The organism is Pseudaminobacter soli (ex Li et al. 2025) (genome assembly GCF_029892515.1).
Classification (GTDB): domain Bacteria; phylum Pseudomonadota; class Alphaproteobacteria; order Rhizobiales; family Rhizobiaceae; genus Pseudaminobacter; species Pseudaminobacter soli_A.
The window spans coordinates 675,745-700,301 of record NZ_JARXVF010000002.1 but is presented as its reverse complement, the minus strand read 5'-3'; the positions used below and the strand labels follow the sequence as shown (position 1 = coordinate 700,301).

Below are 24,557 nucleotides of genomic sequence, written 5' to 3'. Positions count from 1 at the left end.
ATGACGAAGTCGCTTCATCTTGGGGAGAACCCGATAACGCTCGAGGATCTGATCGATGTGGCCAGGCATCGCCGCGCCGTGGTCCTGACCGATGCCGCCCGCGCCGCGATGCGCGTCAGCGAGGATTGGGTCGCGGGGCTGTCGGCGCAGATGGACCGCGGCGAGCCCACGCAGGCGATCTATTCGATCAACACCGGCTTCGGGTCGCTGTCGGGGCGGCAGGCTTTCAAGACCTCGGCGCAAGCGCGTGACCTGTCGCGGCGGCTCGTGGTGTCGAACTCCGCCGGGGTAGGGCGTCACCTCGACCAGGAGGTTGTTCGCGCCGCGATGCTCATCCGCGCCGTCAGCTTGACACGCGGCTACTCGGCCGTGCGCGGCGAGGTGGTCGAGACGATCCTCACCATGCTCGAGCGGGACGTGATCCCGGCGGTTCCGGAATATGGTTCGCTCGGAGCAAGCGGAGATCTCATTCCGCTTGCTCACATGGCGCTGGTTATGTCGCGCGACGAAGCGGGCGAATCCGAGATCGACAGCGGCGAGGCCTGGTACAAGGGCGAGCTGATTTCGGGCGTTGCAGCGATGAGATCCGCGGGGGTTGAGCGCCTCGTGCTTGGGCCGAAGGAGGGGCTCGCCCTTCTGAATGGCACGTCCTTCTCGACCGCGCAGACCGCACTTGCGCTCGCCGATGCCGAAACGCTGCTCGCCACCGCCGAAGTCGCGGCGGCGATGTCGATCGAGGCTCTGATGGGCTTCGGGGATGCCTTCATTCCCGAATTGCACGAGGCCCGCGGGCATCCGGGCCAGATCGAATGCGCGGCCAATATCCGCCGCCTGCTGGCGGGCAGCGCGTTGATCGACGGCGGCATCAACAGCGACCCGAAGCGTCAGCCGCCGCAGGACGCCTATTCGCTGCGCTGCGTGCCGCAGGTGCTGGGCCCAGTGCGCGATACGCTGAAATTCATACGCGGTGTCATCCAGACGGAGATCAATGCCGCGACCGACAACCCGCTGATCTTTGCCGACCGCTTGCCCGGGCGCAGCCTCAAGGCGCTTTCCGGCGGCAATTTCCATGCCGAATATGTGGCCTTCGCCGCCGACTTCCTGTCGATCGTCGTGACGGAGATCGGCAACATTGCGGAACGGCGCCTGTTCCGGCTGAACGACGGCACGCTCAACCGCGGCCTGCCCGACATGCTGGTGGCCAGCGAGCATGTCGGCATGGATTGCGGCTATATGCTGCCGCAATATCTCGCGGCAGCGTTGGTATCCGATTGCAAGACGCTGGCGCATCCCGACAGCGTGGATTCCATCCCGACCTGCTCAAACCAGGAAGACCATGTTTCGATGGCGAACAATGCCGGCCGGCACGCCAGGCAGATCGTCAAGAACATCGAGAATGTCGTCGGCATCGAAGTGCTGATGGCCGCCCAGGCACTGGAGCTTCGGTTGGCTGAGCGGGGCGAGGGGAAGGATGCCCTTTCCCCAGCGAGCCGCGCGGTGCTGGCGATGCTGCGCGCGAGCGCCGCGACCGATGGCCGGCCGATCGACCATTACGAGCGCGACGAGGTGCTCTATCCGCGCCTGCATGCAGCAACCGCCCTGGTTCATTCCGGCGCGGTCGTGCAGACCGCCCAGGCTGCAATGGGCTGAGCGCGATGCCGGCAGTCAGCGCGCTCCCTCAAGCCTTGGTTGAAACGCTGCGGGCCCGGTTCGGGGATCGCTTCCAGACCGGGGCCGCCATCCGCGCCCAGCACGGGGCCACCACGACCTGGATCGAGAACCAGCCGCCGGATGCGGTGATCTTTCCGGAATGTACGGCTGAAGTCGCCGACATCGTCGCGCTCTGCGCGCACGCCGGCGTTCCGGTCATTCCGTTCGGTGCCGGCAGTTCCCTGGAGGGCCAGTTGAATGCACCCCATGGCGGGCTCTCCATCGACCTCACGCGCATGATCGACATCCTCGCGGTGAACGCCGAAGACATGGATTGCGTGGTTCAGCCTGGCGTGACGCGCAGTCGGCTGAACGAGCATCTGCGCGATGCCGGCCTGTTCTTCCCGCTCGATCCCGGCGCGGACGCGACCTTGGGCGGCATGGCCGCCACCCGTGCGTCGGGGACCACGGCGGTGCTCTACGGCACGATGAAGGACGTGGTGCTGTCGGTCGAGGCGGTGATGCCCGATGGCCAAGTGATCAGGACCGGACATCGCGCGCGAAAGAGCGCGGCGGGATACGATCTCACGCGGCTTCTGGTCGGGTCCGAAGGCACGCTCGGGATCATCACCGAGCTGACGTTGCGGCTGCGAGGCATTCCGGAGGCGGCTTCGGCAGCCCGATGCAGTTTTCCGACCGTTGAGGCCGCGAGCAGCGCGGTGATTGGCGCCCTGCAGTTCGGCCTGCCGTTTGCGCGGATCGAACTTTTGGATGCGACCACGGTGAAGGCCGTGAACCGCTATTCCCGGCAGGATCTGCCTGAAGCGCCGCTACTTCTGGCCGAGTTCCACGGCGGCCCGAACGCCGTGGCGGAGCAGTCGCAAGCTTTCGGCGAGATCGCTCGCGAGTTCGGAGCGACCGGCCTCGACTGGACCGTCGATCCGGAGGAGCGAGCGCGTCTGTGGAAAGCGCGTCATGATGTGTTCTGGGCCGTTCTCGGCCTGCGGCCCGGCGCCAGGGGCATCAGCACCGACGTTTGCGTGCCGATCTCGCGCCTGGCCGAATGCATCGCGGCTGCGACCGAGAAAGCGGAAGCGCTGGGACTGACCGCGCCGATCGCCGGACATGTGGGCGACGGCAACTTCCACAACCTGATCCTTGTCGATCCGGCGAACCGCGAAGAACTGGCTGCCGCGCGAACCTATGTTGGGTGGCTTAACGAGCTTGCCCTGTCGTTGGAAGGCACCTGCACCGGCGAGCACGGCATCGGGCAGGGCAAGCAGCCCTATCTCGAACGCGAGATGGGGCCGGCGCTGGGCATCATGGCCGCGATCAAGGCGGCCCTCGACCCGAAGGGCATAATGAACCCAGGCAAGATCTTGGTCGGGCATTCGGCCGGGCGGTGATGATGGCATCGGACTCGCGCTTCAGGCGCATGGTTGGAGTGGAGGATTTTCGCCGCGCCGCGCGCCGGCGTCTGCCGCGCATCTTCTTCGACTATATCGACGGCGGCGCTTCGGCCGAAACGACGCTGAGTGCCAACCTCGCCGATTTCGATAATTTTCAGTTGCTACCACAAGTCCTGCGGGATGTGTCTTTCCGGCAGCTTCAGTCAGATTTTCTCGGCGGACGGCATGCGCTACCCATCATGCTTGGCCCGGTGGGGTCGCTCGGCCTGTTTCGTGCCGGCGGCGAGGCCGCATCCTTCCGCGCGGCCAAGGCGGCGGTTATTCCCGCCTGCATGTCGTCCTTCGCGCCGGCGTCTCTGCCGTGCTTGCGTCGCTGCGGGCCGAACTGGACGCCACGGTGGCGCTGCTGGGGTTGAGGTCGATCGATAAGCTGCGCGCGGCTGGTTCCGAAGTGTTACGCCTCGCTCCGACGGGCCGCTGAAGCGTTGGCGCGCAGAGCGACCGCACCGGATGTCCGGCGCCGTTCGGATGCACGAGAAAGTTGACGCAGCGCAAATGCGTCACTTACCTCCGCTTCGAGCCGATCACCGTCTTTTGTCAGGTATTGCCGTCTTCCAAAAGCCGGCATCCTCGGTGCAGTCGTAAACGGGGACTTTGCGCCCCAACACGGCCGTCGAGCGAGCCTCGGCCGCTTCCTAGAAGCCGACATTCCGAGCTGTCAGGCCGGAGGTTCAGATTGCGCCGTCAGCAATCTAAGTCAGGCGAGCCGCGCGTCGAAATATGTCGTCAAGACCGTCCTCGGTCCGAGCCAATGAGGGGACCAAGGGGAAACACAGCACGGCGGTGTGCAAGCACTTGGCCAATCGACTTCACTAGGCGATGCCGGCAAAACGCTTGCGATATTCTGCGGGCGTCACGCCGACATGCCGGGCGAAGGCGCGGCGCAGGGTGTCGGCATCGGCAAAGCCGCAACGGGCCGCAACCTGCTTGGGCGCCTCATTCCCCCGCTCGAGCAGCCGCCGTGCGGCGCTGACACGCGCCTCTTCGACCCAGGTCGCCGGCGTGATGCCGACCTCGCCGCGAAACAGACGCGAGAAGTGCCGTGGGCTCAGATCCATGCGCTTAGCGAGGTTGGCCACGCTATGATCGAGCGCGGGGTTGGCCGCGACCCAGCGCTGAAGCTCCTGAAGCGCGGCCCGACCGGCGGGCACGGCTTCGCCCTTGCGGCTGAACTGCATCTGCCCGCCGGGCCGCTTGAAGAACATCACGAGCTGGCTCGCCACGCGCATGGCGATGTCATGACCGAGATCCTCCTCGATCAGCGCGAGCGCCAGATCGAGCCCGGCCGTCACGCCCGCGGCCGTGCGCAGCGGCCCGTCGCTGACATGGATCGCGTCCTCGTCCACCGTCACGTCCGGAAACTGCCTGCCGAGCTCTTCGGCCACCGCCCAATGCGTGGTCACGCGTCGTCCGTCGAGCAGGCCCGCCGCTGCGAGGAAGAAGGCGCCGCTGCACACCGAACCGTAGCGCCGCGCCATTGGCGCCCGCACCCGTAACCAGTCGATGATGACGCGATCCGCCGGCATCTCAGCTGCGTTCGGGCATCCGGCGACGAGAAGCGTATCGATGGCCTCCTCGAAGTCGCGATCGATGATCCGGTCCGGCATCAGTCGCACACCCGATGAACTGCGGATCGGACCCGGCTCGCCCGCGGCGACGACGAGCCGGTACGCCTCATGACCGACCTGGGCATTGGCCTCGGCGAAGACGTCCAGGGGCCCGGAAACGTCGAGAAGCTGCACGCCCGGCAGCGCCAGCACCACAATCGTTTTGGCCTTCGCACGCATTTGAGTCCGCCTCGGTCCGGTTTTGTCCGTTGTAGACATGTCACGTCGATTGAGGACAGGATATTCGTTTTCTATCCTGCTGACGAGCAGAAAGCGCAGGAGAGAGCCATGGCACTCATCGTCAAAGACGCCGCAATTCCCGACACCAGGCTGGCCCGGGCCATCACCGAATTTATTCGCGACACCGAGACCGAACTGCTCTTCAACCATTCGAGCCGCGTCTATCATTTCGGCGCTTTGGCCGGCATCCAACGCGACCTCAAGTTCGATCGCGAACTGCTCTATGCCGGCGCGATGTTCCACGACATCGGCCTCATGCCGAGCCACAGCAGTAAGAACGAGCGTTTCGAGGTCGATGGCGCTCATGCCGCCCGCGACTTCCTGAGAAGCCACGGCATTTCCGAGGAAGACGCCTACACCGTCTGGACCGCGATCGCGCTCCACACCACGCCGGGCGTGCCCGTCCACATGCACCCCGTGGTTGCCCTGGTGACCGCCGGCGTCGAGATGGACGTGCTCGGCCTGACCTACGATCAATATTCCGCCGCTGAGCGGGTGGCCGTCGTCAGCGCCTTTCCGCGCACGCCGAGGTTCAAGGAAGACCTCATCCAGGCCTTCTACGACGGCATCAAGCACAAGCCGGACACCACTTTTGGCAACGTTAAGGCCGACGTCATCGCCGACAAGGAGCCGCACTTCCGTCGCGGCAACTTCTGCAGCGTCATCCGCTGCTCGCACTGGCACGGTTGACCCCTCTCCGACTTCAACGCGCTTCCGCGAGGGTGTCGAGACGCGGCAGCAGCTCAACAAGGAATGCCGTCTTGCATCAGCTTTAGACGGACCTCATAGCCCAGCGCCCTTAATTTCCATGCCCAATGGTGCGCTGTGCCGCCGTGCGGCCGGTCTGTCTATCCGCGACTTAAACCTCTAGCTCGATCTGTTGAAGCGGTTAGCCACCGGGCGGCCGATTGTTGAGTGGTTGCCGCTCAGGACTCGATCTTGGCGTTGGAGTCGCTGTCCACGAGGCGACGATAGCGAATCAGACTTTCCTCGAGATGCCGCCGCATTGCAGTGCGCGCCGCCTTGGGATCGCCCTGCATGATCGCTGACAGGATCGCGCCATGCTCGCGGCAGATCTTCTTCACATAGCGCTCGCGGTCCTGCTGCGACTGCTCGTGCTTCATCCTAAGGTCGAAGCTGATGTCTTGTCCTACCGCCTCCAGAAATTGCGGAAAGTGCGAATTATTGGTGGCGCGGGCGATCGCCAAGTGAAAGTCGAAATCTGCCTGGGCTTCCTGCTCGACGCTGTTCGTTTGCCACACGGCGAGCTTGTCATAAGCGTTGGTGATGTCGGCTATGGCGTCAGGCGTGCGACGTGTTGCGGCAAGCGCTACCGACTCAAGTTCCACGCCGATGCGCAACTCAAGGATTCGAATCGCCGAGCGGATGTCGTCGATCTTGGCGACTGCGAAGTTCAGCTTCTTCGTATCCTGGTCGCCGACGAACACACCCAGACCCGGCCGCGATACGAGGCGCCCGCCGAGCCGCAATGATGCTACGGCCTCCCGCACGACTGTTCGACTGACGCCGAACTCCTGACACATCTCCTGTTCTGTCGGCAATTTCTGGCCTGATGTGTAGCCCCCGTTTTCGATCCGGGACAGCAACTCGCCAATGACTGACTCAGTCAGATTACCTCGCCTGTAGGTCACGCCGCTGTTCATGAGCAATTCCTGATCTAGTGTGTCAGTCTTCGCCGCCGATTCTATATCGTCGGCGAGACTGTCGGGTATGCGAATTTGGCCTGATATGATGACTGTTGTCGTGTAAGTATACTATCATGCCCTGATTTCCAGCGCTAACCCTGAACAAGCCCACATGCCGATTGGGTTTGAAGGGAAATTTGGCTGATCGGAGTTTTGCACTCGGGCACTTGAGCTTCGAACGGCCTGACGTAGAGCCGTTGCGCCACCACGGTCGCCTCGGCCGGACGGTATTATCCGCCAGGCTACCCGAGGCGCCGTGCATTTGCCATCACCACCGCCGCAGCCACGATGTCCCACATGTTCATGCGCGCTGGATGATCGACGCATCCTTGGTGCCACTGAGGATGACGACCTTCTCGGCCGCTCTCACCAACGCCATCATATCCTTCGCGCGTCGGTCAGCCGCTTCAGGAAAGCTCTGGTCTTGGGTTTTTCCGGATTGTTGAACAGCCGATGCGGTTCGCCTGATTCATGGACAACGCCATCGGAAACGAAGCAAATGCGTGTCGCAACTTCGCGCGCGAAGGCCATCTCATGGGTTGCCAGGATCATCGTCATACCTTCTCTTGCAAGTTCACGGACGATGTTGAGGACTTCGCCGACAAGTTCTGGGTCGAGCGCCGACGTGATCTCGTCGAGGAGCAAGGCTTCCGGTTTCATTGCCAGCGCGCGTGCGATGGCGACGCGCTGCTGTTGGCCGCCTGACAGCGCATCCGGATAACGCCTGGCCTTATCCGCCAGGCCGACCCGTTCGAGCAGAGTGAATGCTTGCGCTTCCGCTTCCTTGGACGGTATTTTTAGGACCTGGCGCGGGCCAAGGCTGACATTCTCGAGTGCGGTCATGTGCGGAAACAGATTGAATTGTTGAAACACAATGCCAACCCGACGACGCAGTGTATCGGTGTCGGCCAAGTCTTCCGAGACGGTTATGTTGCCAACCCGGATATCGCCAGCATCGATAGATTCCAGACCGTTAATGCATCGCAGCATTGTCGACTTGCCGCAACCCGAAGGGCCAATCAGACAGGCCACCTCATGCCTGTCGACATCCATGGTGAAGCCACGCAGGACGTTTGTCGCGTTGTAGCGCTTGTGAACATTCTGGATCGATATGTAGGACATCAACCTACCCCTCTGAGTTTCGCCGCGTTGCGCTTGATTAGGTGGTCAGTAAAGCGGGCTAGTGGGATCGTTACCGCAAGGAAACAGAGTGACACGCCTGTCAGTGCGCTGAGGTTTGACTGTGCCGTTACCAGGATGCGAGCCGTGGTTACACCTTCGAGCAAGCCAAGTACCGACAGGAGCGATGTGTCCTTCAGCAGCGATATGTACCAGTTGAGCAGCGGAGGTATAACGTTGCGCAATGCCTGCGGCAGCACCACAAACCGCATCACTTGGAAATAGGTCAGCCCAATCGCCCTGCCTGCCGCGACTTGGCTCCAATGCACGCCCTCGATGCCTGCTCTAAAGGTCTCGGCAAGATAAGCGCCGTAGACAATGGTGAGCGCCAGCGCGCCACTGGTGAAAAGGCTCAGATTGGAGACGATGGGGAGCCCAGTTTGCGGCAGACCGAAGCCGATGATAAGAATGGTGAGCAGGCTAGGCAGCCCGCGAAAAAGGTCAATATAGAATATCGCCATAAGTCGGATCGGCGCCGCAGCCCGGCCGGGTAGGCTTCGCGCAACGGCCAGTGTTAGGCCCCAGGCCACCGCAGCGATCTCGGCCGCCACTGAAACCCAGATATTGGTGGCGAACGCCTTTACGATCTGTGGAAAGCCGGCGACGAGCACCTCCCAGTTGAAGTAGCCGTCAGCGACCGCGTAGTTGTTGGCAATCAAGGCCGCGACGACAAATCCTACGACCGCTACCGCAAACAGCGAGCCGAACGAATATTGCGCCCACAGCCGCGACCGCATCGCATAGCGTAGCATTTGCTTGCGGTCGTCGGACGCCGCTTTTGCTCTAAGCGCAAACAATACTGCAGGAATGCCGGTCGGCGGGAAAGCTAGGCTGGCGATCGGTAGTGCCATCCCTACATCGAACGGAATAGGATCTAGTGACGCCTCGGCCACCAGGGTTGGTTTGGGAATTGGCACGACGTTCTTTATCATCCGGTCACCCGATCACTCGTTTGCTGTATTCAGTATCGCTCCACGGCCTCAACTCCGCGTCGAAGCGGGTAAGGCAAAAGGGCGTGATGTCGGCGATGGTCGCCTTGCTGTCGACGATCAATTCGCTAAGTGCCATGCCGGCTGCCGGCGCAACCTTGTGGCCTTTTCCTGCACCGGCTGTGTTGATAAACAGGCCATCCACGCCATCGATGCCTCCGATGAGCGGTTTTCCGTCTGGTGCATAGCAATCAGCTCTAGCCCACCAGCGCACCACAATGGAGTTTTCAATACCAGGCAAACGGCGGGCGACAGGAGGCAAGGACCTCTCGGCGTCGGTCCGCGAGAACTCGGCTACCGAGTCGGCGGCGTGCGCCGGAGGCACGGCAACGATCGCGCGCCCTTGACACCGTGGGGTAATCCAGGAGTCGGACACCGGGTCCATATAGGAAACGGAAAGCTGAACCGTCTCAGGGGGAAGGATTTCGGCGACGCGGATTGTTTTTTCGACGAGTGGAAGCTTAATGCCGCATAAGGCGGCCAAGTCCTTGCTGCCCAGGCCGGCTGCAAGGACGATCAGTGGCGACGCAATGCGCCCGCGATCCGTCATGAGGCCCGTTACCCGGCCGGCCTCTACCTCTATGGCCGTCGCGCGTGTGAACGGCCATAATTCCGCACCGTGGGCGCAAGCTCGGCGAAGCATGCTTACCGTCGCCTCATGATTGTCTGCGGTACCGGAACCAGGCTCATAGACGACCGCGCCAATCCCATTAAAGCTAAATTGCGGAGCAATCCGTCGGGCTTCGCTGATGTCCAGGATCTGGACGGTTTCACCCAACGCACGCTGGACAGCCACATTGGCCTCCATCTTGCTGATTTCCTCGGGTTCGACGAAGCGGAAGAAGCCGGTTGGCATCCAGCCGCAGTCGCCCCCGACCGCCTCATGCCAATTGCGGAAGAAAGTCAGGCTCTTCACCGCAAGTTCAGTTTCGGGCCGGTTATCATAGTGTGACCTGAGTAGCCCGACTGCAGCCCCCGACGCGCCAGCGCCGACCATGCCGGAATCGACGATGACGATACGGCCAATGCCTTTCCGTGCAAGGAAGAACGCTGTCGCGGCACCGTTGAGGCCGGCCCCAACGACAATTGCATCGCAGGTATGGGTCATGCTGCATCCCGTCACTTACAGATAATGGATTCCTGCCGGCCATCGCCGGAGCGGCCGCGCTGACGCGCGGCCCGCGCCGCACATCAAACCGGGATCAATAGTCCGCGCACGGAGGAATGCTGGCCGGATCAACACCCCCGAATTTCGGGAAGATATTGGCCTTTTCCCACTCCGTGAACTTGCCTTCGTTCTTGGCGTTGCCAAGCGCGGTCTTGACCGCGTCGGCGATCGGCGAGTTCTTTTGCATGATCCACGCCGCGTTGATTGGGCTTTTGAACTGGCAAGCGGCGACCAATCCAGCGTATTTCGGCGTTGCTACCTTGGCAAGTATGACCGGGAGGTCGCCCAATGCCCCATCAACCGATCCACTGAGCGCTGCGTCATACTTGGTGATGTCAATGTCGAAGCCGCGTGGCGACTTACTCGGCTTGATGACATCGACAACAAACTGGAACGTGTCGCAAGCGCCGCAAGAGCCTAAAACTAAGTTGCCAATTTCGTCTCGCGTAGAAACAGGCACGCCTTTTTTGGTCATCAGTCCTATGTGGTAGGAATAAACCGGTTCCGTCATCATGAACTTTTCGAGCCGCACAGGGGTGATCGAAAAGGTGTCGGCGGCAATATCGTAGGCGGTGAATTGGCCTGAAATGAACGCCGTAAAATCGGCGGGCACCCAGGCCACCTTGAGTCCGAGCCGCTTGCCCAGGTCGTTGGCCATATCAACATAGTAGCCGCCGGTTGGCGCTGTCGGATCGGTCCCGTCCAGGAAGCCTGGGTATGGGAAATCCGGGATCGCAACCGTCAGCGTGCCTGGCACCAAGGTCTTCAGCTCGGGTTGCGCCGAGGCGGGACCAGAGCAGTTCAGGCCAGTTACGATCAGACTCGCAGCCACCAAAAGATTACGCAATTTCATTGCAGCTACCTCCCTTTGTGCAATTCAATTGATTTGTAAGATATAGGATGTCATATGTCTTATGTACTGTCAACACGGGCTGCTTTGCGCGCAGACTGCAATGAGCCTGAACGTCGGATCTGGAGAGGACAATCATGACGCAATCGCCAATCAACACCTATTTCGCCTACGGCACGCTTCTAGGAGAGCGTCACATGCGGGAGAGCTATCCCTCCGCAAAGGCGACGGGCGTGGCTTTCTACGACCAACACGAGTTGGGTTTCTGGCGTTACGCCGATGCCGCCAGTGGCGGTTGCACGATCGTGCACAATCCCGATGGCATCCTCTTTGGCGTGCTTTATGAACTGTCTCGCGAGGATATGGCGAGACTGCTCGAGGTTGGCGGCCTGGCCGCGTGGTATGAGGCGCGCGAGTTGGACGTCACTCGCGTCACTGGTGGCCGAACGCGCGTGGTCACACTGCGGGTTGAGGGAAATCGCGGTCCGTGGGTTCCACCAGTTGACTACGCGGCGCTGGTGACGAACGGGGCCCGTGAGGCCGCGCTGCCTCAGGAGTACATCGCCAAGCTCGACTCTATTGTCGAGAAGGCGCGGCGCGGCGCCTGAGAGCCACCAGCACGCCGAGGGACGCTCGGCGCCAGGTAACTCGGGTTCGTGTGTGGTGGCGCTGGAGCAGGGGGCACGACGGCCGTCGCTGCTCCCTTCTTAGGGAAGTGAGCGATTTCCGCGCATTCTCAGGACCAGCTCATCAGCGGCTCTGCCTGATCGCGTCCGCTAGCGAAATCTGATTGGAGAGCTTTTCCTAAGTCTTCTTGGTTTCGCAGCGTCCTTCAACGCCACACACTGATGTCATACGAAAAGGAAGTCCATGTGACGACAGCCTTCATTACGGGAGCGACGAGCGGCATCGGCCGCGCTATGGCATTGGCGCTCAGCGAGGCCGGCTACAACGTTTATGCAGCGGGACGCAGCGAGACAGCGCTCAAGGAATTGCGGTCGGCGCATCCAAACATCACGCCGATTGCTGTCGACGTGACCGACCGCGATGCGCTCGAGGCTGCAGTGGGGGACTTGCGGATCGACGTTCTGATCAACAATGCCGGGATGATGCCGCCGCTGGGCAATTTCGCCGACATGAAGATGTCGGATATCGACGCGACGCTAGAGGTCAACCTCAGCGCCGTTATCATGCTGACCCGGCTCGTTGTGCCGCAGATGCGCAAGCGCGGCGCGGGGCATATCCTGTTCACCGGTTCGTCGGCCGCGCACATCGCTTTTCCCAACATCGCCGTTTATTCCGCTACGAAAGCGGCCATCGCCGGTTTCGCGGCCGCCTTGCGCGCCGATCTGTCCGCCGATGGCATTCGCGTCACTGAGATCGTTGCCGGGCGGGTCGAGACTCAGCTCTACAAAGGCATCCTCGATACCAATGCCCGCGCGGCCATGTATGCCGGCAACACAGCCGTCCAGCCGGAGGATGTCGCAAAGATGGTCGTTGCCCTTCTCGATCTGCCCGCGTGGGCGGACGTCACCCGTTTCGACATCATGCCAACTCGCCCGACAACGCCGAGCGGAAGCAAGTAAGAACGCATAAATTCAGGATCTTTCCGTACTCATCATCGGCGGCGGTTCCGGCCTCGGCGCGCTTTCGGCTTGGCTGGCCGTCGAGAATGGCGAGGCCGAGGTCGGCATTGGTTGCGAGCAACGTCCAAGTGGAAGCGGAATATCCACTGTCTTCGAGGCGGTGGCAGCAATCTATCCGCGCCGGTCGATCCTCCAGATGACCGATGCCAAATGGGACGCTTCCCTTAGCGATGGTCCAAAGAGCACCGACATGAGAGAAGAAAGCATCATTGTTCCCGACTTTACATGTATGTCTGGGCAACACAGACTGGCAACGGGCGCTAGATCAAAGTGATCTAGAAGGAGGGGACTGATTATGACCAGCAAGCTGCGCCTTCCTTCGCTGAATGCCCTCAGGGTTTTTCACTCGGTCGCGCTGCACAAGAGCTTCCGGCAGGCCGCCGATGAATTGTTGGTCACTCCGCAAGCGGTTGGCCAGCAGATCAAGCTTCTGGAGGACACACTTCAGGTCACGCTTTTCGAACGCAAGGGGCGTTCGATCGAGCTGACAGAGTCGTCGATCCTGCTTTCACACTATGTGAAGGCCGGATTCGATGAATTCGCCGAAGGGGTCCGCCGTGTCACCAAAGCGACATATCGGGATCGCATCAACCTGAATGCAAGCCCGTATTTCGCAACACATTATCTTCTGCCACGCCTTTCCTTGTTCCGCGAGGTTCTGCCTAGCGCCGATCTCAGGCTGACGACCATGATCGACATGCCCGATTTCGGGCGTGACGACATCGATATAACTGTCCAGTGGGGCTATGGCGGTTGGCCGGATTACGACACGACGTTGCTGGTGCCTGACCCTAAAATGATCTGCTGTACTCCGGCCATTGGACAGCAGGTCACGTCTGCACAGGACCTGACGCGGTTCACATTGCTGGACACGGTCAAGTCCAAGCGTCTCTGGCCCGATATCCTACGGCACCTTATGGTGGAACAGACGCACCGAGACCGCAGCATCGGTTTCGACGACGCGGCGACGATGCGCTGCGCGACGCTGCAAGGGATCGGCATCGGCCTCGTTTCGGTGATCGATGCCGAGGAAGACCTCAAGTCCGGCGCGCTAGTGGCGCCGCTTGGCCGTAACGTGCTGGCCGATATGAACCCGGACGAAATCCCCGGTTTCTACCTGGTGATGCCGCGCGGGCATGCGCGGATAAAGGGGGTCGCGGCTCTGCACCGGTGGATGGCGCAGCAGGATTGGAGGAGCGAAATGAAGATTTCCTCTATCCCGAAGCCGACGCCACTTTCTGACTAACCACGATCCTCGTGATCTGGTCACGATGTCAGGCAGGTCTATCGCGCCGAAGAACGAGCCAGGCACTGGTGGCGCTCGCCACCGAGATGGGTGGCAGCATTGCCGCCAGGCATGGGTTGGGCCGGGCAACGATCGTCCTGGTCGACCGCAATGGCGGCCCCGTGGAACGGATCCTATCGGCCGGGCTGAAACAGGCTATGGATCCGCGGTGCAAGAAGAATCTCGGCGCGATCATCGCGGACCCGTCGGGAAAGTAGAACTTTCCAATGAATCAGATTTCTTGATTTCGCCGAGCGGCCGCAACGTGCAGATTTGGCTGCAATCAGTTCTGGCGTTTCGTCCGGGCCAACAGAAAGTGAATCTATGATGCGCAATGGAGGCCAGCTTCTTGTCGAGTGCTTGCTGGCGCTCGGTGTGAGCAAGAGTTTCGGCGTGCCGGGGGAAAGCTACCTAGCCGTTCTGGATGCGCTGCACGACACCGCCGGAAGACTGGATTACGTGCTGTGTCGCAACGAGGGCGGCGCCGCGTTCATGGCGTCGGCCTATGGCAAGCTGACGGGCTCTCCGGGCATCTGCTTCGCGACGCGCGGCCCCGGTGTCGCCAACGCCTCCATCGGCGTGCACACGGCCATGCAGGACAGTTCGCCCATGGTCCTCTTCGTCGGCCAGGTTGGCACCGACATGCGGGGTCGCGAAGCGTTTCAAGAAGTGGACTACCGCGCGGTGTTCGGCACAATGGCGAAATGGGCGGTGGAGATCGACGATGTCGCCCGCCTGCCCGAAATCGTTGCGCGGGCCTGGACGACCGCGCTGACCGGGCGGCCCGGCCCGGTCGTGATCGCTTTGCCCGAGGACATGCTGACGACGCTAACCGATGTCCCAGCGCTGAGCGGGCCGGCCAAGGTGTTCGAGGCCGCGGCCAATGATGGCGCGCTGGCCGAGGTACAGGCCATGCTTGCGACGTCCCGCAGGCCGGTCATCTTGATCGGCGGCACCAACTGGTCCGCCGAAGGGCGCGCCAAGCTCCAGGCCTTCGCCGAAGCATCCGACATTCCGGTGGTCGCAACGTTCCGCTTCCAGGACCAGTTCGACAACAGCTCGCCGGTCTTCGTCGGTGAGGCGGGTGTCGGCATGGCCCCCCATGTCAAGAAGCTGATCCGCGACGCAGACGTGATCCTAGCGATCAATGTGCGCTTTGGCGAGATGACCACGGATGGCTACAAGCTGCTGTCCGTGCCGGTGCCGAAGCAAAAGCTGATCCATGTGCACGGGTCGGATCGCGAGATCGGCAAGATCTATGTGCCGTCGCTTGGAATCCATGCCGGGCCGAATGCCTTCGTCAGGTCGCTTTCGCCAGTCAGGGGCGGCTGGGCCGACTGGCGGTCGCAGGCGCGCGAAAGCTATGAGGGCACGTTCATCGCGCCGACCCAGCCGGGTCCGGTCGACATGGTCGAGGTCAGCCGGTGGCTGCGCGAGACGCTGCCCGAAGACGTGATTCTGACCAATGGCGCAGGCAATTTCACCGTCTGGCCAAACAAGTTCTTCAAGTTCGGGCCGAAGTCGCGGCTGCTTGCCCCGCAATCCGGCGCCATGGGCTACGGCCTGCCGGCCGCGATCGCGGCCAAGGTCACGTATCCCGGCCGCACAGTCATATGCTTTGCCGGCGACGGCGATTTCCAGATGAACTGCCAGGAGCTGGGAACGGCGATGCAGGCCGGCGCGCAGCCGATCATCCTAATCCTGAACAACGGCATGTACGGCACGATCCGCGCCCACCAAGAGCGGAACTATCCGGCGCGCGTGTCCGGAACGACGATCGAGAATCCGGAGTTCGTCGGGATTGCCCGGGCCTACGGCTTCCACGCCGAACGCGTCGGCGCAACCAGGGATTTCGCTGATGCTTTCGGCAGGGCGCTCGCTTCCACGACCGGCGCCGTCCTGGAGCTGGTAGTTTCCCCAGAGGCCATCGTGCCGCGCCAGACCCTTTCCCAGATGCGCGAGTCAGCGCTCGCTTCGCAGAAGGCAAATGCATGACCAGTACGGCAAATGACATCCGCCTCGGTGCAGATATCGGCGGCACTTTCACCGATATCGCGGTCGACGTGCGCGGCACGATCTTTTCGACCAAGATCCTGACCAACTATGCCGCGCCCGAGCAGGCCATCCTTGACGGTATCGAGATCGTCATGCGCGACGCCGGCATTTCGCTGGCGGACCTCGACATCGTTATCCACGGCACCACGCTGGCGACGAACGCGCTCATTGAGCGGCGCGGCGCCAAGACGGCACTGGTGACGACAGAGGGCTTTCGCGACGTCATCGAGATGCGGACGGAAAACCGGTTCGAACAGTATGACCTGAACCTGAAGCTGCCGGCGCCGCTGATCCCGCGCGAGCACCGCTATACAGTGAAGGGCCGCATCGGCGCGCAAGGGCAGGAACTGCAGCCGCTGGACGAAGCGGCGCTGAACGAGATCGCCGAGAACATCGCCGCCGGCGGCTTCGGCGCGGTCGCGATCGGCTTCATCCATTCCTACATGGACCCGTCGCATGAGCGCCGAGCACGCGATATCCTCGCCAGGAAACTGGACATACCGATTTCCATCAGCGCCGAGGTCTCGCCGCAAATGCGCGAGTTCGAACGCTTCAACACGGTCTGCGCGAATGCCTATGTGCAGCCGCAGATGGCGGACTATCTGGTGCGCCTCCAGGTGCGGCTGAAGGAGATGGGGGCGAACTGCCCCGTGTTCATGATCCACTCGGGCGGCGGCCTGATCTCGCTGGAAACCGCGTCCGAATTCCCGGTACGTTTGGTGGAGTCCGGCCCTGCCGGCGGCGCCATCTTCGCAGCCGATGTGGCGCGGCGCTTCGATCTGGAGTCCGTCGTTTCCTACGACATGGGCGGAACGACCGCCAAGATATGCCTGATCGAGGATTATTCGCCGCGCACGGCACGGACCTTCGAGGTTGCCCGCACCTACCGCTTCTGCAAGGGTTCAGGTATGCCGATCTCGATCCCGGTGATCGAGATGATCGAGATCGGCGCGGGCGGCGGCTCGATTGCCTGGGTCGACGCGATGGGGCGCATCCAGACCGGCCCGGAAAGTGCCGGGTCCGAACCCGGTCCCGCCTGCTACGGGCGCGGCGGCACCCGCCCGGCCATCACCGACGCCGACCTGGTGCTAGGCAAGCTCGACCCCGACAATTTCGCCGGCGGCGCCATCAGGCTCGACACGCAGGCTTCGGAGCAGGCCATCACGCGGGATGTCGGCACCCGGCTTTCGCTCAATTTCGTTTCGGCCGCCTTCGGTATTTGCGAGGTCGTCGACGAGAACATGGCCAATGCCGCCCGCGTCCACGCGGTGGAGAACGGCAAGAATATTTCCGACAACGTGATGATTGCCTTTGGCGGCGCCGCGCCCCTGCACGCGGCGCGGCTGTGCGAGAAGCTTGGCGTCGAACAATGCCTCGTTCCGCAAGGCGCCGGCGTGGGCTCGGCCATCGGCTTCCTCAAGGCACCGTTCAGCTATGAGGCGCTGGCGTCCAAGCTGATGCGGCTGTCGCAATTCGATGCCTGCGAGGTGAATGCGTTGCTCGACGGGCTGAAGGCCACTGCCGAGAGCTTCGTGCGGGCGGGTACCGACGGCGCCATCACACGCGAGATCACCGCGTTCATGCGCTATGCGGGCCAGGGGTGGGAAATCCCTGTGCCGCTGCCCGACCGGGCGTTCAAGCCCGGCGATGTGGTGAGGCTCAAGGATGCCTTCCGGGACAATTACGCGCGCTTCTTCGGCCGCGCCATCGATGGTCTCGACGGGCTGGAGATTGAGGTCGTCACCTGGTCGGTGAAAGCGCAGGACGTCCGGTCCGCTCCCGCCAAACACGAGATCACCATCGGGACCAGGACTGTCGAGGCTTCGCAGATGCGCGGCGTTTTCGATCCGGCAACGGGAACTGTGCAGATTTCAGGCATCATTGAGCGCGCCGAACTTTCGCCGGGGGATCGCATTAGCGGCCCGGCGGTTATCGTCGAGCGCGAAACCTCGACGGTCGTCACCACCCTCTTCGATGCCGTGCTGCAGAGCGACGGATCGATCCTCCTGGTTCGCAAAGGGGTCAAGGCATGAGCGACATTGCAGAAATTCGCATGCAGGTGATGTGGAATCGCTTGATCTCGGTGGTCGAGGAGCAGGCGCAGACCCTGTTGCGCACCGCCTTTTCGACGTCGGTGCGTGAATCGGGTGACCTGTCGTCCGGCGTATTCAACGCGCGCGGCGAGATGCTGGCGCAGGCCGTCACCGGCACGCCCGGACATGTAAACACCATGGCGGAGGCGGTGCTTCAGTTCACGAACGAGATCCCGCGCGAGGAGATGTACGAGGGCGACACCTATGTCACAAACGATCCATGGAAAGGCACGGGTCATCTACACGACATCACGATGGTCTCGCCGTCATTCTTGAACGGTGAACTGGTGGCGTTCTTAGCCTGCACCGCCCATGTGGTCGATGTCGGCGGCCGCGGCTTCGGCGCCGACGGAAAGTCCGTCTACGAGGAGGGCATCCAGATCCCGATCATGAAGTTCGCGGAACGGGGCAAGGTGAATCTCGACCTGGTGAGGATCCTGCGCGCCAATGTGCGCGAGCCGAACCAGGTTGTCGGCGACTTCTATTCGCTGGCCGCATGCAACGAGGTCGGCCATCGCCGGCTCGTCGACATGATGCGCGAGGTCGGTCTGGCATCGCTGGACGGGCTGGCAGAATTCATTTTCACGCACACGCATGACGCGACGCTGGAGCGCATCAAGGCGTTGCCCAAGGGCACGTGGTCGAACGAACTGGTGACCGACGGCTACGATACGCCCGTCAAACTGGTTGCCGCCGTCTCGATTGGCGACGATCATCTGAACGTCGATTTCTCCGGCACGGATCCGATGAGCCGTTGGGGCATCAATGTTCCCGCCATCTACAGCAAGGCCTATGCCTGCTACGCCCTGAAATGCGTGGTGGCGCCGGAGATCCCGAACAATGCAGCGTCGCTCGCGCTATTCACCGTGTCGTCGCCGACCAACATCCTGAACGCCGTAAGGCCGGCGCCGGTGTCACTTCGGCACGTCATAGGTCACATGGTGCCCGACCTGGTGCTGGGCGCGCTGTCCAAGGCGCTGCCGGGTCAGATCCTTGCCGAAGGGGCGGCAGCACTTTGGAACATCCACATTTCGGCACGGCCGGTCGGGGGCGGCGACGGACGCCGCGCCGAGGTGCTGATGTTCAATTCCGGCGGCATGGGCGCGCGCCCGACGCTCGACGGGCTTTCCGCCACAGCATTTCCGTCCGGTGTCCACACGATGCCGATTGAGGCGACCGAGCACACCGGGCCGATCGTCATCTGGCGTAAGGAGCTGCGCCCCGACTCCGGCGGTGACGGGGAATTTCGCGGCGGCCTCGGCCAGATCCTTGAAATCGCCGCCACCGAAGGCCACGAGTTCGACTTCTCCGCCATGTTCGACCGGGTCAAGCATCCAGCCAAGGGGCGCAATGGCGGCAAGGACGGGATCCCCGGCGTTGTCAGGCTCGATGATGGCATGCTGATGCGCCCGAAGGGCTGGCAGCATGTCCCGGCCGGACGTCGTCTGGTTCTGGAACTTCCCGGTGGCGGCGGCTATGGCGATCCCGCCCTGCGCAGTACAGCGGCACGGGCACAGGACATTTCCAAGGGATATATTTTGGAGAAAAGTCGGTGAGCTACATTTCCTCGCGTTTGTCAGCGGTCAAGCCCTCCGCCTCCATGGCGGTGTCGCAGGCCGCCAAGGCGTTGCGGGCCAAAGGCGTCGACGTAATCGACCTCGGGCTGGGCGAGCCAGATTTCCCAACGCCCGCACATATCGTCGAGGCCTCTTACCAGGCGGCCAAGGCAGGCGAGACGCTCTATACCGCACCGACCGGCACGCAGGCGATGCGCCAGGCCGTTGCCGACAAGTTCAGGCGCGAGAACGACCTCGACTACGGCCCAGACGACATCATCGTGTCGAATGGGGCCAAGCAGATCATCTTCAACGCGCTGATGGCGACACTGGAGCCCGGCGACGAGGCGATCCTGCCTGCACCCTATTTCGTGTCCTATCCGGAGATGGTGAAGCTGCTTGGCGGCACTCCCGTCACGGTCGAATGCCCGGGGAGCATGGGCTTCAGGCTGACGCCAGAGCTCCTGAAGAAGGCGATCACGCCGAAGACCAAATGGCTGTTCCTGAACATGCCGGGCAATCCGTCCGGCGCGGTTTTTTCGGTTGATGATCTTAAGGCGCTGGGCGCGATTCTGGCTGAGCATCCGCAGGTGCTCATCCTGTCCGACGAGATCTATGAACACATCCTGTTCGACGGGCGCCGCTTCGTGTCGTTCGGGAAGGCGTGTCCGGACCTCAGGGACCGTAGCCTCATCGTCAACGGCGTTGCCAAAGCCTATGCGATGACCGGCTGGCGCGTCGGCTATGCCGCAGGCCCAGCGCCGCTGATCAAAGCAATGGCGACGATCCAGAGCCAGTCCGTCACGTCGGTGTGTTCGATCGCCCAGGCCGCGTCGGTGGCGGCGCTGAACGGACCGCAGGACGAGGTGTCCCGTTTCCGCCGAGCCTTCGAGGAGCGCAGGAACTTGGTGGTCGAAGGCATCAGCCAGATCGACGGCCTTGAGCTCTCGCCGCCCGAAGGCGCCTTCTATGCCTATATAGGCTGCGCCAGCCTGATCGGCCGCAAGACGCCCAACGGTGCCGTCCTTAAGGATGATACGGCCGTGGCGTCCTACCTGCTCAATGAGGCGCGCGTGGCCTCCGTGCCTGGAGTCGCGTACGGGCTTTCGCCCTATTTCCGCATCTCCACCGCCACTAGCAAGGAAATCCTGACCGAGGCCATCGCGCGCATCAAGGCCGCCGTGGCGGATTTGGAGTAGACCATGCCGCACTACGAACGCATCCTCATCACCGGCGCTGCAGGCCGTCTCGGCTCCCAGATGCGCAAGAGTCTCGCACCGCTAGCCAGCACGATACGGCTAGCCGCACGCGACCCGTTCGACGACCTCGCCGCGAACGAAGAGCAAGCGGTTTTCGATCTTTCCGACATGGAAGCGACCATCGCGGCCACGAAGGATTGCGACGCGATCGTGCATTTCGGCGGCGCGCCGATGGAAAGTCCGTGGGAGACGATCCTGGATTCCAATATCCGCGGCTCCTATCACATCTATGAAGGCGCGCGGAAACACGGCGCCAAGCGGGTGATCTATGCCTCGTCGGTGCATGCCATCGGCTATCACGAGGTCGAAGCGCACATCCCCGTCGATGCACCGGTGCGCCCCGACAGCCTCTACGGTGTGTCGAAGAATTTCGTCGAAAGCTTGAGCAGGCTGTACTGGGACAAGTTCGGCATTGAGACGGTGTGCCTGCGGATATTCTCGTCCTTCCCAGAGCCGGCCGATCGCCGCATGCTGTGGTCGTATCTTTCCTTCGCCGACTGCGTCCGACTGGTTGAGGCAGCGCTGACGGCGCCGTGCGTCGGACATACGATCTCATTCGGCATATCGGATAACAAGGTGAAGACGGTCGACAACAGCGGCGCTAACCATCTAGGCTTCGTGCCGCGGGACAGTTCGGAGCCATTCCGCGCCGCTGTCGAGGCGAGGACGCCCATTCCGGACCCGAAGTCGTCGTCGGTGAAGTACCTGGGCGGCTGGTTCTGTGAACTCGGGCATCCCGACGACGAGCCCGCAAAATGAAGCAGCGCTACGACATCGTCATCATCGGCGGGGCCGTCATCGGCTCCGCCGTGGCCTATTTCCTCGCGGCGAACCCTGACTTCGACGGATCGGTGCTGGTGGTGGAAAAGGATCCGACCTACGCCAAGGCGTCGACCTCGCTGTCCTCCTCGTCGATCCGCAACCAGTTTTCTAATCCCGTCAACGTCCGCATCAGCCAGTTCGGCACCGAGTTCATCCGCAATTTCGCCGAGACCATGCAGATCGGAGCGGACAGGCCCGACCTGAACTTCCATGAAGGCGGCTATCTGTTCCTGGCCAGCACGCAGGACCAGGCCCGGACGCTGCGCGAAAATCACGCCGTGCAGCGCGCCTGTGGCGCAGATGTCGTGCTGTGGGACAAGAACGAGCTCTCCCGAGCCTTTCCGCATCTCAACGTCGACGACATCGTCCTGGCCTCATATGGTCGATCGGGCGAAGGCTGGTTCAACAACACTGGGCTGATGTACGGGTTCAAGAACAAGGCGCGGTCGCTCGGCGGCGTCGACTATGTGACCGATGAGGTAGTCGCCATCGCACGGCAAGGCGGCAAGGTGAGTTCGGTCACGTTGAAATCAGGACAAGTGGTAGGCGCAGGCACAATCGTCAACGCTTCCGGTCCCCGTGCGGCGCTGACCGCACGCATGGCCGGCCTCGATGTTCCAATCGAGCCCCGCAAGCGCACGCTGTTCGTCTTCGACTGCGCGCGAACGCCGGAAGGCTCGGCCAATGTGAACAAGGGCCGCCTGCCACTGATGATCGATCCATCAGGGGTGTTCTGCCGGCCCGAGGGGCGCTTCTTCCTCAGCGGCTGCCCGCCGCTGGAGGACCCGTGCGCCGACTGGGATGATTTCGAACCGCGCTATGAGGAGTTCGAGGAGATTATCTGGCCCGCGCTGGCAGAACGGTCATCGGCCTTCGAGGCGATCAAGGCCGTCAACCAGTGGGCCGGCCATTATGATTTCAACACACTCGACCACAATCTGATTGTTGGACCGCACCCCGAGGTGCGCAACTTCATCTTTGCCAATGGCTATTCGGGGCACGGCCTGCAACAGGGCCCCGCGGCGGGACGCGGCGTCTCGGAGCTGATCATCTACGGCGCTTTCCGCACACTAGACCTGTCCGAGGTCGGTTATGAGCGCGTTGTGGAAAACCGTCCCTTCCTGGAGAAGGCGGTGATCTGACCCGACCCGAGCGATGCAATGGGGGAGCCAACCTATCGTCAGACTTCTCTTAGCCTAGCGCCTGCTGAGTAGTTTGATTGGCGACGACCGCCTAAAGCGGCAGAGGCCTGCTTGCTCGGCGTACCAGATCGGTCTCATCGCGCTGGCCCCCACGGTCAATCTCATTGTCTATGGCTTCCTCGCCTTTCTTATTGGGCGCGAACTGCGACCGCCGTGGCGTCTTCCGGTAGCCTTCACCGCTCTATCCTTCGCACTGCTGATTGCGTTCTCCCGCGTATAGGCTGCGCCTTCCGCTCCCGGCCTCATATCTGCTGGTTTTGATATGCCTTTGGCGGTGCTCTCCGATGGCGTATGCCAACCGCTTGAGACGGCCGGGGCAGGGGTAGGAGAAGCTTGTTTCACCTGTTGAAATGACTGACGGGGTCGCTTGCGACAGAAGGAACGAGCGCATACCAAGGAGCGCCCACATGGGCAGTTCCACCGGGCCAGACCCCCATCATCGGGAGAGATGGATGCTCCTGCCAGTCGTTTTGGTCAGAACGGAAGCGGCTGCATTCTTGCAGACCGCGCGTGGGCGGCACTTGAGAAGGTGCAGCAACGCGCCAGGCGCGCGCCCGATTTCATCCTGCCTAGCAAGGTCCGCTCTCCCGAGCTTCCGCCCGGTTCTACTCGATCTGTTCAACATCGCGCCAAGACGATGAGAGCTCAAAAGGCAACTTAATCGGAGGAAACATCAATGAAGAATACTGTTCTTAAATCGCTGGCGGTCGGCATCGCCGCGCTCGGCATCGCCTTGCTGGGCGCGGCCTCCGCCTCGGCGCAGGCGACGCTCGAAGCCGTCAAGAAGCGCGACAAGCTTCTATGTGGCATCCCGATGCCCTCGGCCGGTTTCGGCGCTCCCGACAGCAAAGGTGTCGTCCAGGGTTTCGACGCCGACATCTGTCGCGCTCTTTCGTCCGCGATTTTCGGCGATCCGGGTAAGGTCGATTTCGTGCATCTCAATCCGAATGTTCGCTTCGAGGCGGTGCAATCGGGCGAGGTCGATCTTCTGTCCCGCTATGCGACGGTTACGTTTTCGCGCGACGCCTCGCTCGGCCTCGATTTCTCGCCCATACTCTTCTATGACGGCCAAGGGCTGATGGTTTCCGCCAAGCTCGGCGTGAAGAGCGCCATGGAATTGAAGGGGGCCTCGGTCTGCGTGCTTCCGGGCACCACGACCATCCAGAACCTCACCGACTATTTCCGCGCCAAGAACATCAAGTTCGAGGCGGTGGTGGTTGAAAACGGCGACGAGTGGCGCAGGGCCTTCTTCGCCGGCCGTTGCGACGCCATCACAAGCGACCTGTCCGATCTCGCCTCGGTGCGCGCCGTCGCCAACAACCCGGCCGATTTCGTCGTGCTGCCAGAGACCATCTCAAAGGAGCCGACAGCGGCGACGGTCCGCCAGGGCGACGCCAACTGGCGCGACATCGTGACCTGGGTCAGCTACGGGTTGATTGCCGCTGAGGAGGCAGGCATCAACCAGGCGAATGTCGACACGTTTCTGACCAGCGAGGATCCGGAAATCCAGCGCATGCTGGGCGTGACCGGCGACCTCGGCAAGATGCTCGGCCTCGACAACAAGTGGCTCTACAACGCCATCAAGCAGGTCGGAAACTATGAGGATATTTTCGACCGCACCATTGGCCCGAAGACGCCGCTCGGCCTGAGCCGCGGCGAGAACCAGCTGTGGACGAAGGGCGGCCTGCTCTACGCCCCGCCGTTCCGCTAAGCGTCGCACATCGCTGCGAGGGCCACCGCCCTCGCGGCATCCCTCTTTCCTTTTCGGGCGGATGCAGTGT

21 protein-coding genes are annotated in these 24,557 nt (G+C 62.2%); 15 read left to right on the top strand and 6 right to left on the bottom strand.

Features of this window, described 5'->3' with window-relative positions:
- From M2281_RS14060 to M2281_RS14050, 3 genes are read left to right on the top strand one after another with little or no spacing between them, the layout of a single operon-like run.
- Nucleotides 1-1,650, top strand: a complete 1,650-nt coding sequence (locus tag M2281_RS14060; protein WP_280821757.1) for an HAL/PAL/TAL family ammonia-lyase — start codon at nt 1-3, stop codon at nt 1,648-1,650.
- Between the two features lie 5 nt (nt 1,651-1,655).
- Entirely contained in the window at nt 1,656-3,056 is a 1,401-nt protein-coding gene (locus M2281_RS14055; protein WP_280821756.1) for an FAD-binding oxidoreductase, read from the top strand.
- Between the two features lie 38 nt (nt 3,057-3,094).
- Nucleotides 3,095-3,475 carry an alpha-hydroxy-acid oxidizing protein gene (locus M2281_RS14050; RefSeq protein ID WP_280821755.1) on the top strand — a complete coding sequence of 127 codons (381 nt, stop codon included), beginning with the start codon at nt 3,095-3,097 and terminating at the stop codon, nt 3,473-3,475.
- 456 nt (nt 3,476-3,931) lie between these two features.
- Here M2281_RS14050 and M2281_RS14045 read toward each other — a convergent pair whose 3' ends face one another.
- Nucleotides 3,932-4,906, bottom strand: coding sequence for a GlxA family transcriptional regulator (locus M2281_RS14045; protein ID WP_280821754.1), 975 nt, complete (start codon nt 4,904-4,906; stop codon nt 3,932-3,934).
- 108 nt (nt 4,907-5,014) lie between these two features.
- Here M2281_RS14045 and M2281_RS14040 point away from each other — a divergent pair, with 108 nt between their 5' ends.
- Nucleotides 5,015-5,656: an HD domain-containing protein gene (locus M2281_RS14040; protein WP_280821753.1), complete on the top strand. Its 642-nt coding sequence runs from the start codon at nt 5,015-5,017 to the stop codon at nt 5,654-5,656.
- A 236-nt stretch (nt 5,657-5,892) separates the two neighbouring features.
- On the opposite strand, the gene M2281_RS14035 is transcribed toward M2281_RS14040, so the two are convergent.
- From M2281_RS14035 to M2281_RS14015, 5 genes are all read right to left on the bottom strand, one after another.
- Complete coding sequence (locus M2281_RS14035; protein ID WP_280821752.1) at nt 5,893-6,630, bottom strand: FadR/GntR family transcriptional regulator; 738 nt, start codon at nt 6,628-6,630, stop codon at nt 5,893-5,895.
- 420 nt (nt 6,631-7,050) lie between these two features.
- Nucleotides 7,051-7,794, bottom strand: coding sequence for an amino acid ABC transporter ATP-binding protein (locus tag M2281_RS14030; RefSeq protein WP_280821751.1), 744 nt, complete (start codon nt 7,792-7,794; stop codon nt 7,051-7,053).
- Nucleotides 7,794-8,783 carry an amino acid ABC transporter permease gene (locus tag M2281_RS14025; protein ID WP_280821750.1) on the bottom strand — a complete coding sequence of 330 codons (990 nt, stop codon included), beginning with the start codon at nt 8,781-8,783 and terminating at the stop codon, nt 7,794-7,796. Before M2281_RS14025 ends, M2281_RS14030 begins: the two co-directional genes overlap by 1 nt.
- Before the next feature lie 4 nt (nt 8,784-8,787).
- Nucleotides 8,788-9,948, bottom strand: a complete 1,161-nt coding sequence (locus M2281_RS14020; protein WP_280821749.1) for an NAD(P)/FAD-dependent oxidoreductase — start codon at nt 9,946-9,948, stop codon at nt 8,788-8,790.
- Between the two features lie 94 nt (nt 9,949-10,042).
- Nucleotides 10,043-10,861 carry a transporter substrate-binding domain-containing protein gene (locus tag M2281_RS14015; protein ID WP_280821748.1) on the bottom strand — a complete coding sequence of 273 codons (819 nt, stop codon included), beginning with the start codon at nt 10,859-10,861 and terminating at the stop codon, nt 10,043-10,045.
- A 134-nt stretch (nt 10,862-10,995) separates the two neighbouring features.
- Between M2281_RS14015 and M2281_RS14010 the strand changes: the two genes are divergently transcribed.
- The 11 genes from M2281_RS14010 to M2281_RS13960 all read left to right on the top strand — a co-directional run bounded on the left by M2281_RS14010 (nt 10,996) and on the right by M2281_RS13960 (nt 24,487).
- Nucleotides 10,996-11,466, top strand: coding sequence for a gamma-glutamylcyclotransferase family protein (locus M2281_RS14010; protein WP_280821747.1), 471 nt, complete (start codon nt 10,996-10,998; stop codon nt 11,464-11,466).
- 264 nt (nt 11,467-11,730) lie between these two features.
- Nucleotides 11,731-12,444: an SDR family oxidoreductase gene (locus tag M2281_RS14005; protein ID WP_280821746.1), complete on the top strand. Its 714-nt coding sequence runs from the start codon at nt 11,731-11,733 to the stop codon at nt 12,442-12,444.
- Nucleotides 12,445-12,799: 355 nt separating this feature from the next.
- A complete protein-coding gene (locus tag M2281_RS14000) occupies nt 12,800-13,750 on the top strand; it encodes a LysR substrate-binding domain-containing protein (protein WP_280821745.1) in 951 nt (316 codons plus the stop codon).
- 68 nt (nt 13,751-13,818) lie between these two features.
- Nucleotides 13,819-14,007, top strand: a complete 189-nt coding sequence (locus tag M2281_RS13995; RefSeq protein ID WP_280821744.1) for an FAD-linked oxidase C-terminal domain-containing protein — start codon at nt 13,819-13,821, stop codon at nt 14,005-14,007.
- Between the two features lie 106 nt (nt 14,008-14,113).
- Nucleotides 14,114-15,784 (top strand): thiamine pyrophosphate-binding protein, encoded by a 1,671-nt coding sequence (locus M2281_RS13990; RefSeq protein ID WP_280821743.1) that lies wholly within the window; start codon nt 14,114-14,116, stop codon nt 15,782-15,784.
- Nucleotides 15,781-17,877: a hydantoinase/oxoprolinase family protein gene (locus M2281_RS13985; protein WP_280821742.1), complete on the top strand. Its 2,097-nt coding sequence runs from the start codon at nt 15,781-15,783 to the stop codon at nt 17,875-17,877. The genes M2281_RS13990 and M2281_RS13985 overlap by 4 nt, the downstream gene beginning before the upstream one ends.
- Nucleotides 17,874-19,493, top strand: a complete 1,620-nt coding sequence (locus tag M2281_RS13980; protein WP_280821741.1) for a hydantoinase B/oxoprolinase family protein — start codon at nt 17,874-17,876, stop codon at nt 19,491-19,493. Before M2281_RS13985 ends, M2281_RS13980 begins: the two co-directional genes overlap by 4 nt.
- Nucleotides 19,490-20,692 carry a pyridoxal phosphate-dependent aminotransferase gene (locus M2281_RS13975; protein WP_280821740.1) on the top strand — a complete coding sequence of 401 codons (1,203 nt, stop codon included), beginning with the start codon at nt 19,490-19,492 and terminating at the stop codon, nt 20,690-20,692. The genes M2281_RS13980 and M2281_RS13975 overlap by 4 nt, the downstream gene beginning before the upstream one ends.
- Nucleotides 20,693-20,695: 3 nt before the next feature.
- Nucleotides 20,696-21,511, top strand: coding sequence for an NAD-dependent epimerase/dehydratase family protein (locus M2281_RS13970; protein ID WP_280821739.1), 816 nt, complete (start codon nt 20,696-20,698; stop codon nt 21,509-21,511).
- On the top strand, nt 21,508-22,716 hold the full coding sequence (locus M2281_RS13965) for an NAD(P)/FAD-dependent oxidoreductase (RefSeq protein ID WP_280821738.1): 1,209 nt from the start codon (nt 21,508-21,510) through the stop codon (nt 22,714-22,716). Before M2281_RS13970 ends, M2281_RS13965 begins: the two co-directional genes overlap by 4 nt.
- A 736-nt stretch (nt 22,717-23,452) precedes the next feature.
- The gene (locus M2281_RS13960) at nt 23,453-24,487 is read left to right on the top strand and encodes an amino acid ABC transporter substrate-binding protein (RefSeq protein ID WP_280821737.1); all 1,035 of its coding nucleotides are present in this window, start codon (nt 23,453-23,455) and stop codon (nt 24,485-24,487) included.
- Nucleotides 24,488-24,557 lie beyond the last annotated feature (70 nt).

What these genes read in the sequence shown, in the direction of transcription:
- M2281_RS14060 (WP_280821757.1), top strand. Translation starts at nt 1, where the DNA reads ATGACGAAGTCGCTTCATCTTGGGGAGAACCCGATAACGCTCGAGGAT.
- M2281_RS14055 (WP_280821756.1), top strand. Translation starts at nt 1,656, where the DNA reads ATGCCGGCAGTCAGCGCGCTCCCTCAAGCCTTGGTTGAAACGCTGCGG.
- M2281_RS14045 (WP_280821754.1), bottom strand. Translation starts at nt 4,906, where the DNA reads ATGCGTGCGAAGGCCAAAACGATTGTGGTGCTGGCGCTGCCGGGCGTG.
- M2281_RS14040 (WP_280821753.1), top strand. Translation starts at nt 5,015, where the DNA reads ATGGCACTCATCGTCAAAGACGCCGCAATTCCCGACACCAGGCTGGCC.
- M2281_RS14035 (WP_280821752.1), bottom strand. Translation starts at nt 6,630, where the DNA reads ATGAACAGCGGCGTGACCTACAGGCGAGGTAATCTGACTGAGTCAGTC.
- M2281_RS14030 (WP_280821751.1), bottom strand. Translation starts at nt 7,794, where the DNA reads ATGTCCTACATATCGATCCAGAATGTTCACAAGCGCTACAACGCGACA.
- M2281_RS14025 (WP_280821750.1), bottom strand. Translation starts at nt 8,783, where the DNA reads ATGATAAAGAACGTCGTGCCAATTCCCAAACCAACCCTGGTGGCCGAG.
- M2281_RS14020 (WP_280821749.1), bottom strand. Translation starts at nt 9,948, where the DNA reads ATGACCCATACCTGCGATGCAATTGTCGTTGGGGCCGGCCTCAACGGT.
- M2281_RS14015 (WP_280821748.1), bottom strand. Translation starts at nt 10,861, where the DNA reads ATGAAATTGCGTAATCTTTTGGTGGCTGCGAGTCTGATCGTAACTGGC.
- M2281_RS14010 (WP_280821747.1), top strand. Translation starts at nt 10,996, where the DNA reads ATGACGCAATCGCCAATCAACACCTATTTCGCCTACGGCACGCTTCTA.
- M2281_RS14000 (WP_280821745.1), top strand. Translation starts at nt 12,800, where the DNA reads ATGACCAGCAAGCTGCGCCTTCCTTCGCTGAATGCCCTCAGGGTTTTT.
- M2281_RS13990 (WP_280821743.1), top strand. Translation starts at nt 14,114, where the DNA reads ATGATGCGCAATGGAGGCCAGCTTCTTGTCGAGTGCTTGCTGGCGCTC.
- M2281_RS13985 (WP_280821742.1), top strand. Translation starts at nt 15,781, where the DNA reads ATGACCAGTACGGCAAATGACATCCGCCTCGGTGCAGATATCGGCGGC.
- M2281_RS13980 (WP_280821741.1), top strand. Translation starts at nt 17,874, where the DNA reads ATGAGCGACATTGCAGAAATTCGCATGCAGGTGATGTGGAATCGCTTG.
- M2281_RS13970 (WP_280821739.1), top strand. Translation starts at nt 20,696, where the DNA reads ATGCCGCACTACGAACGCATCCTCATCACCGGCGCTGCAGGCCGTCTC.
- M2281_RS13965 (WP_280821738.1), top strand. Translation starts at nt 21,508, where the DNA reads ATGAAGCAGCGCTACGACATCGTCATCATCGGCGGGGCCGTCATCGGC.
- M2281_RS13960 (WP_280821737.1), top strand. Translation starts at nt 23,453, where the DNA reads ATGAAGAATACTGTTCTTAAATCGCTGGCGGTCGGCATCGCCGCGCTC.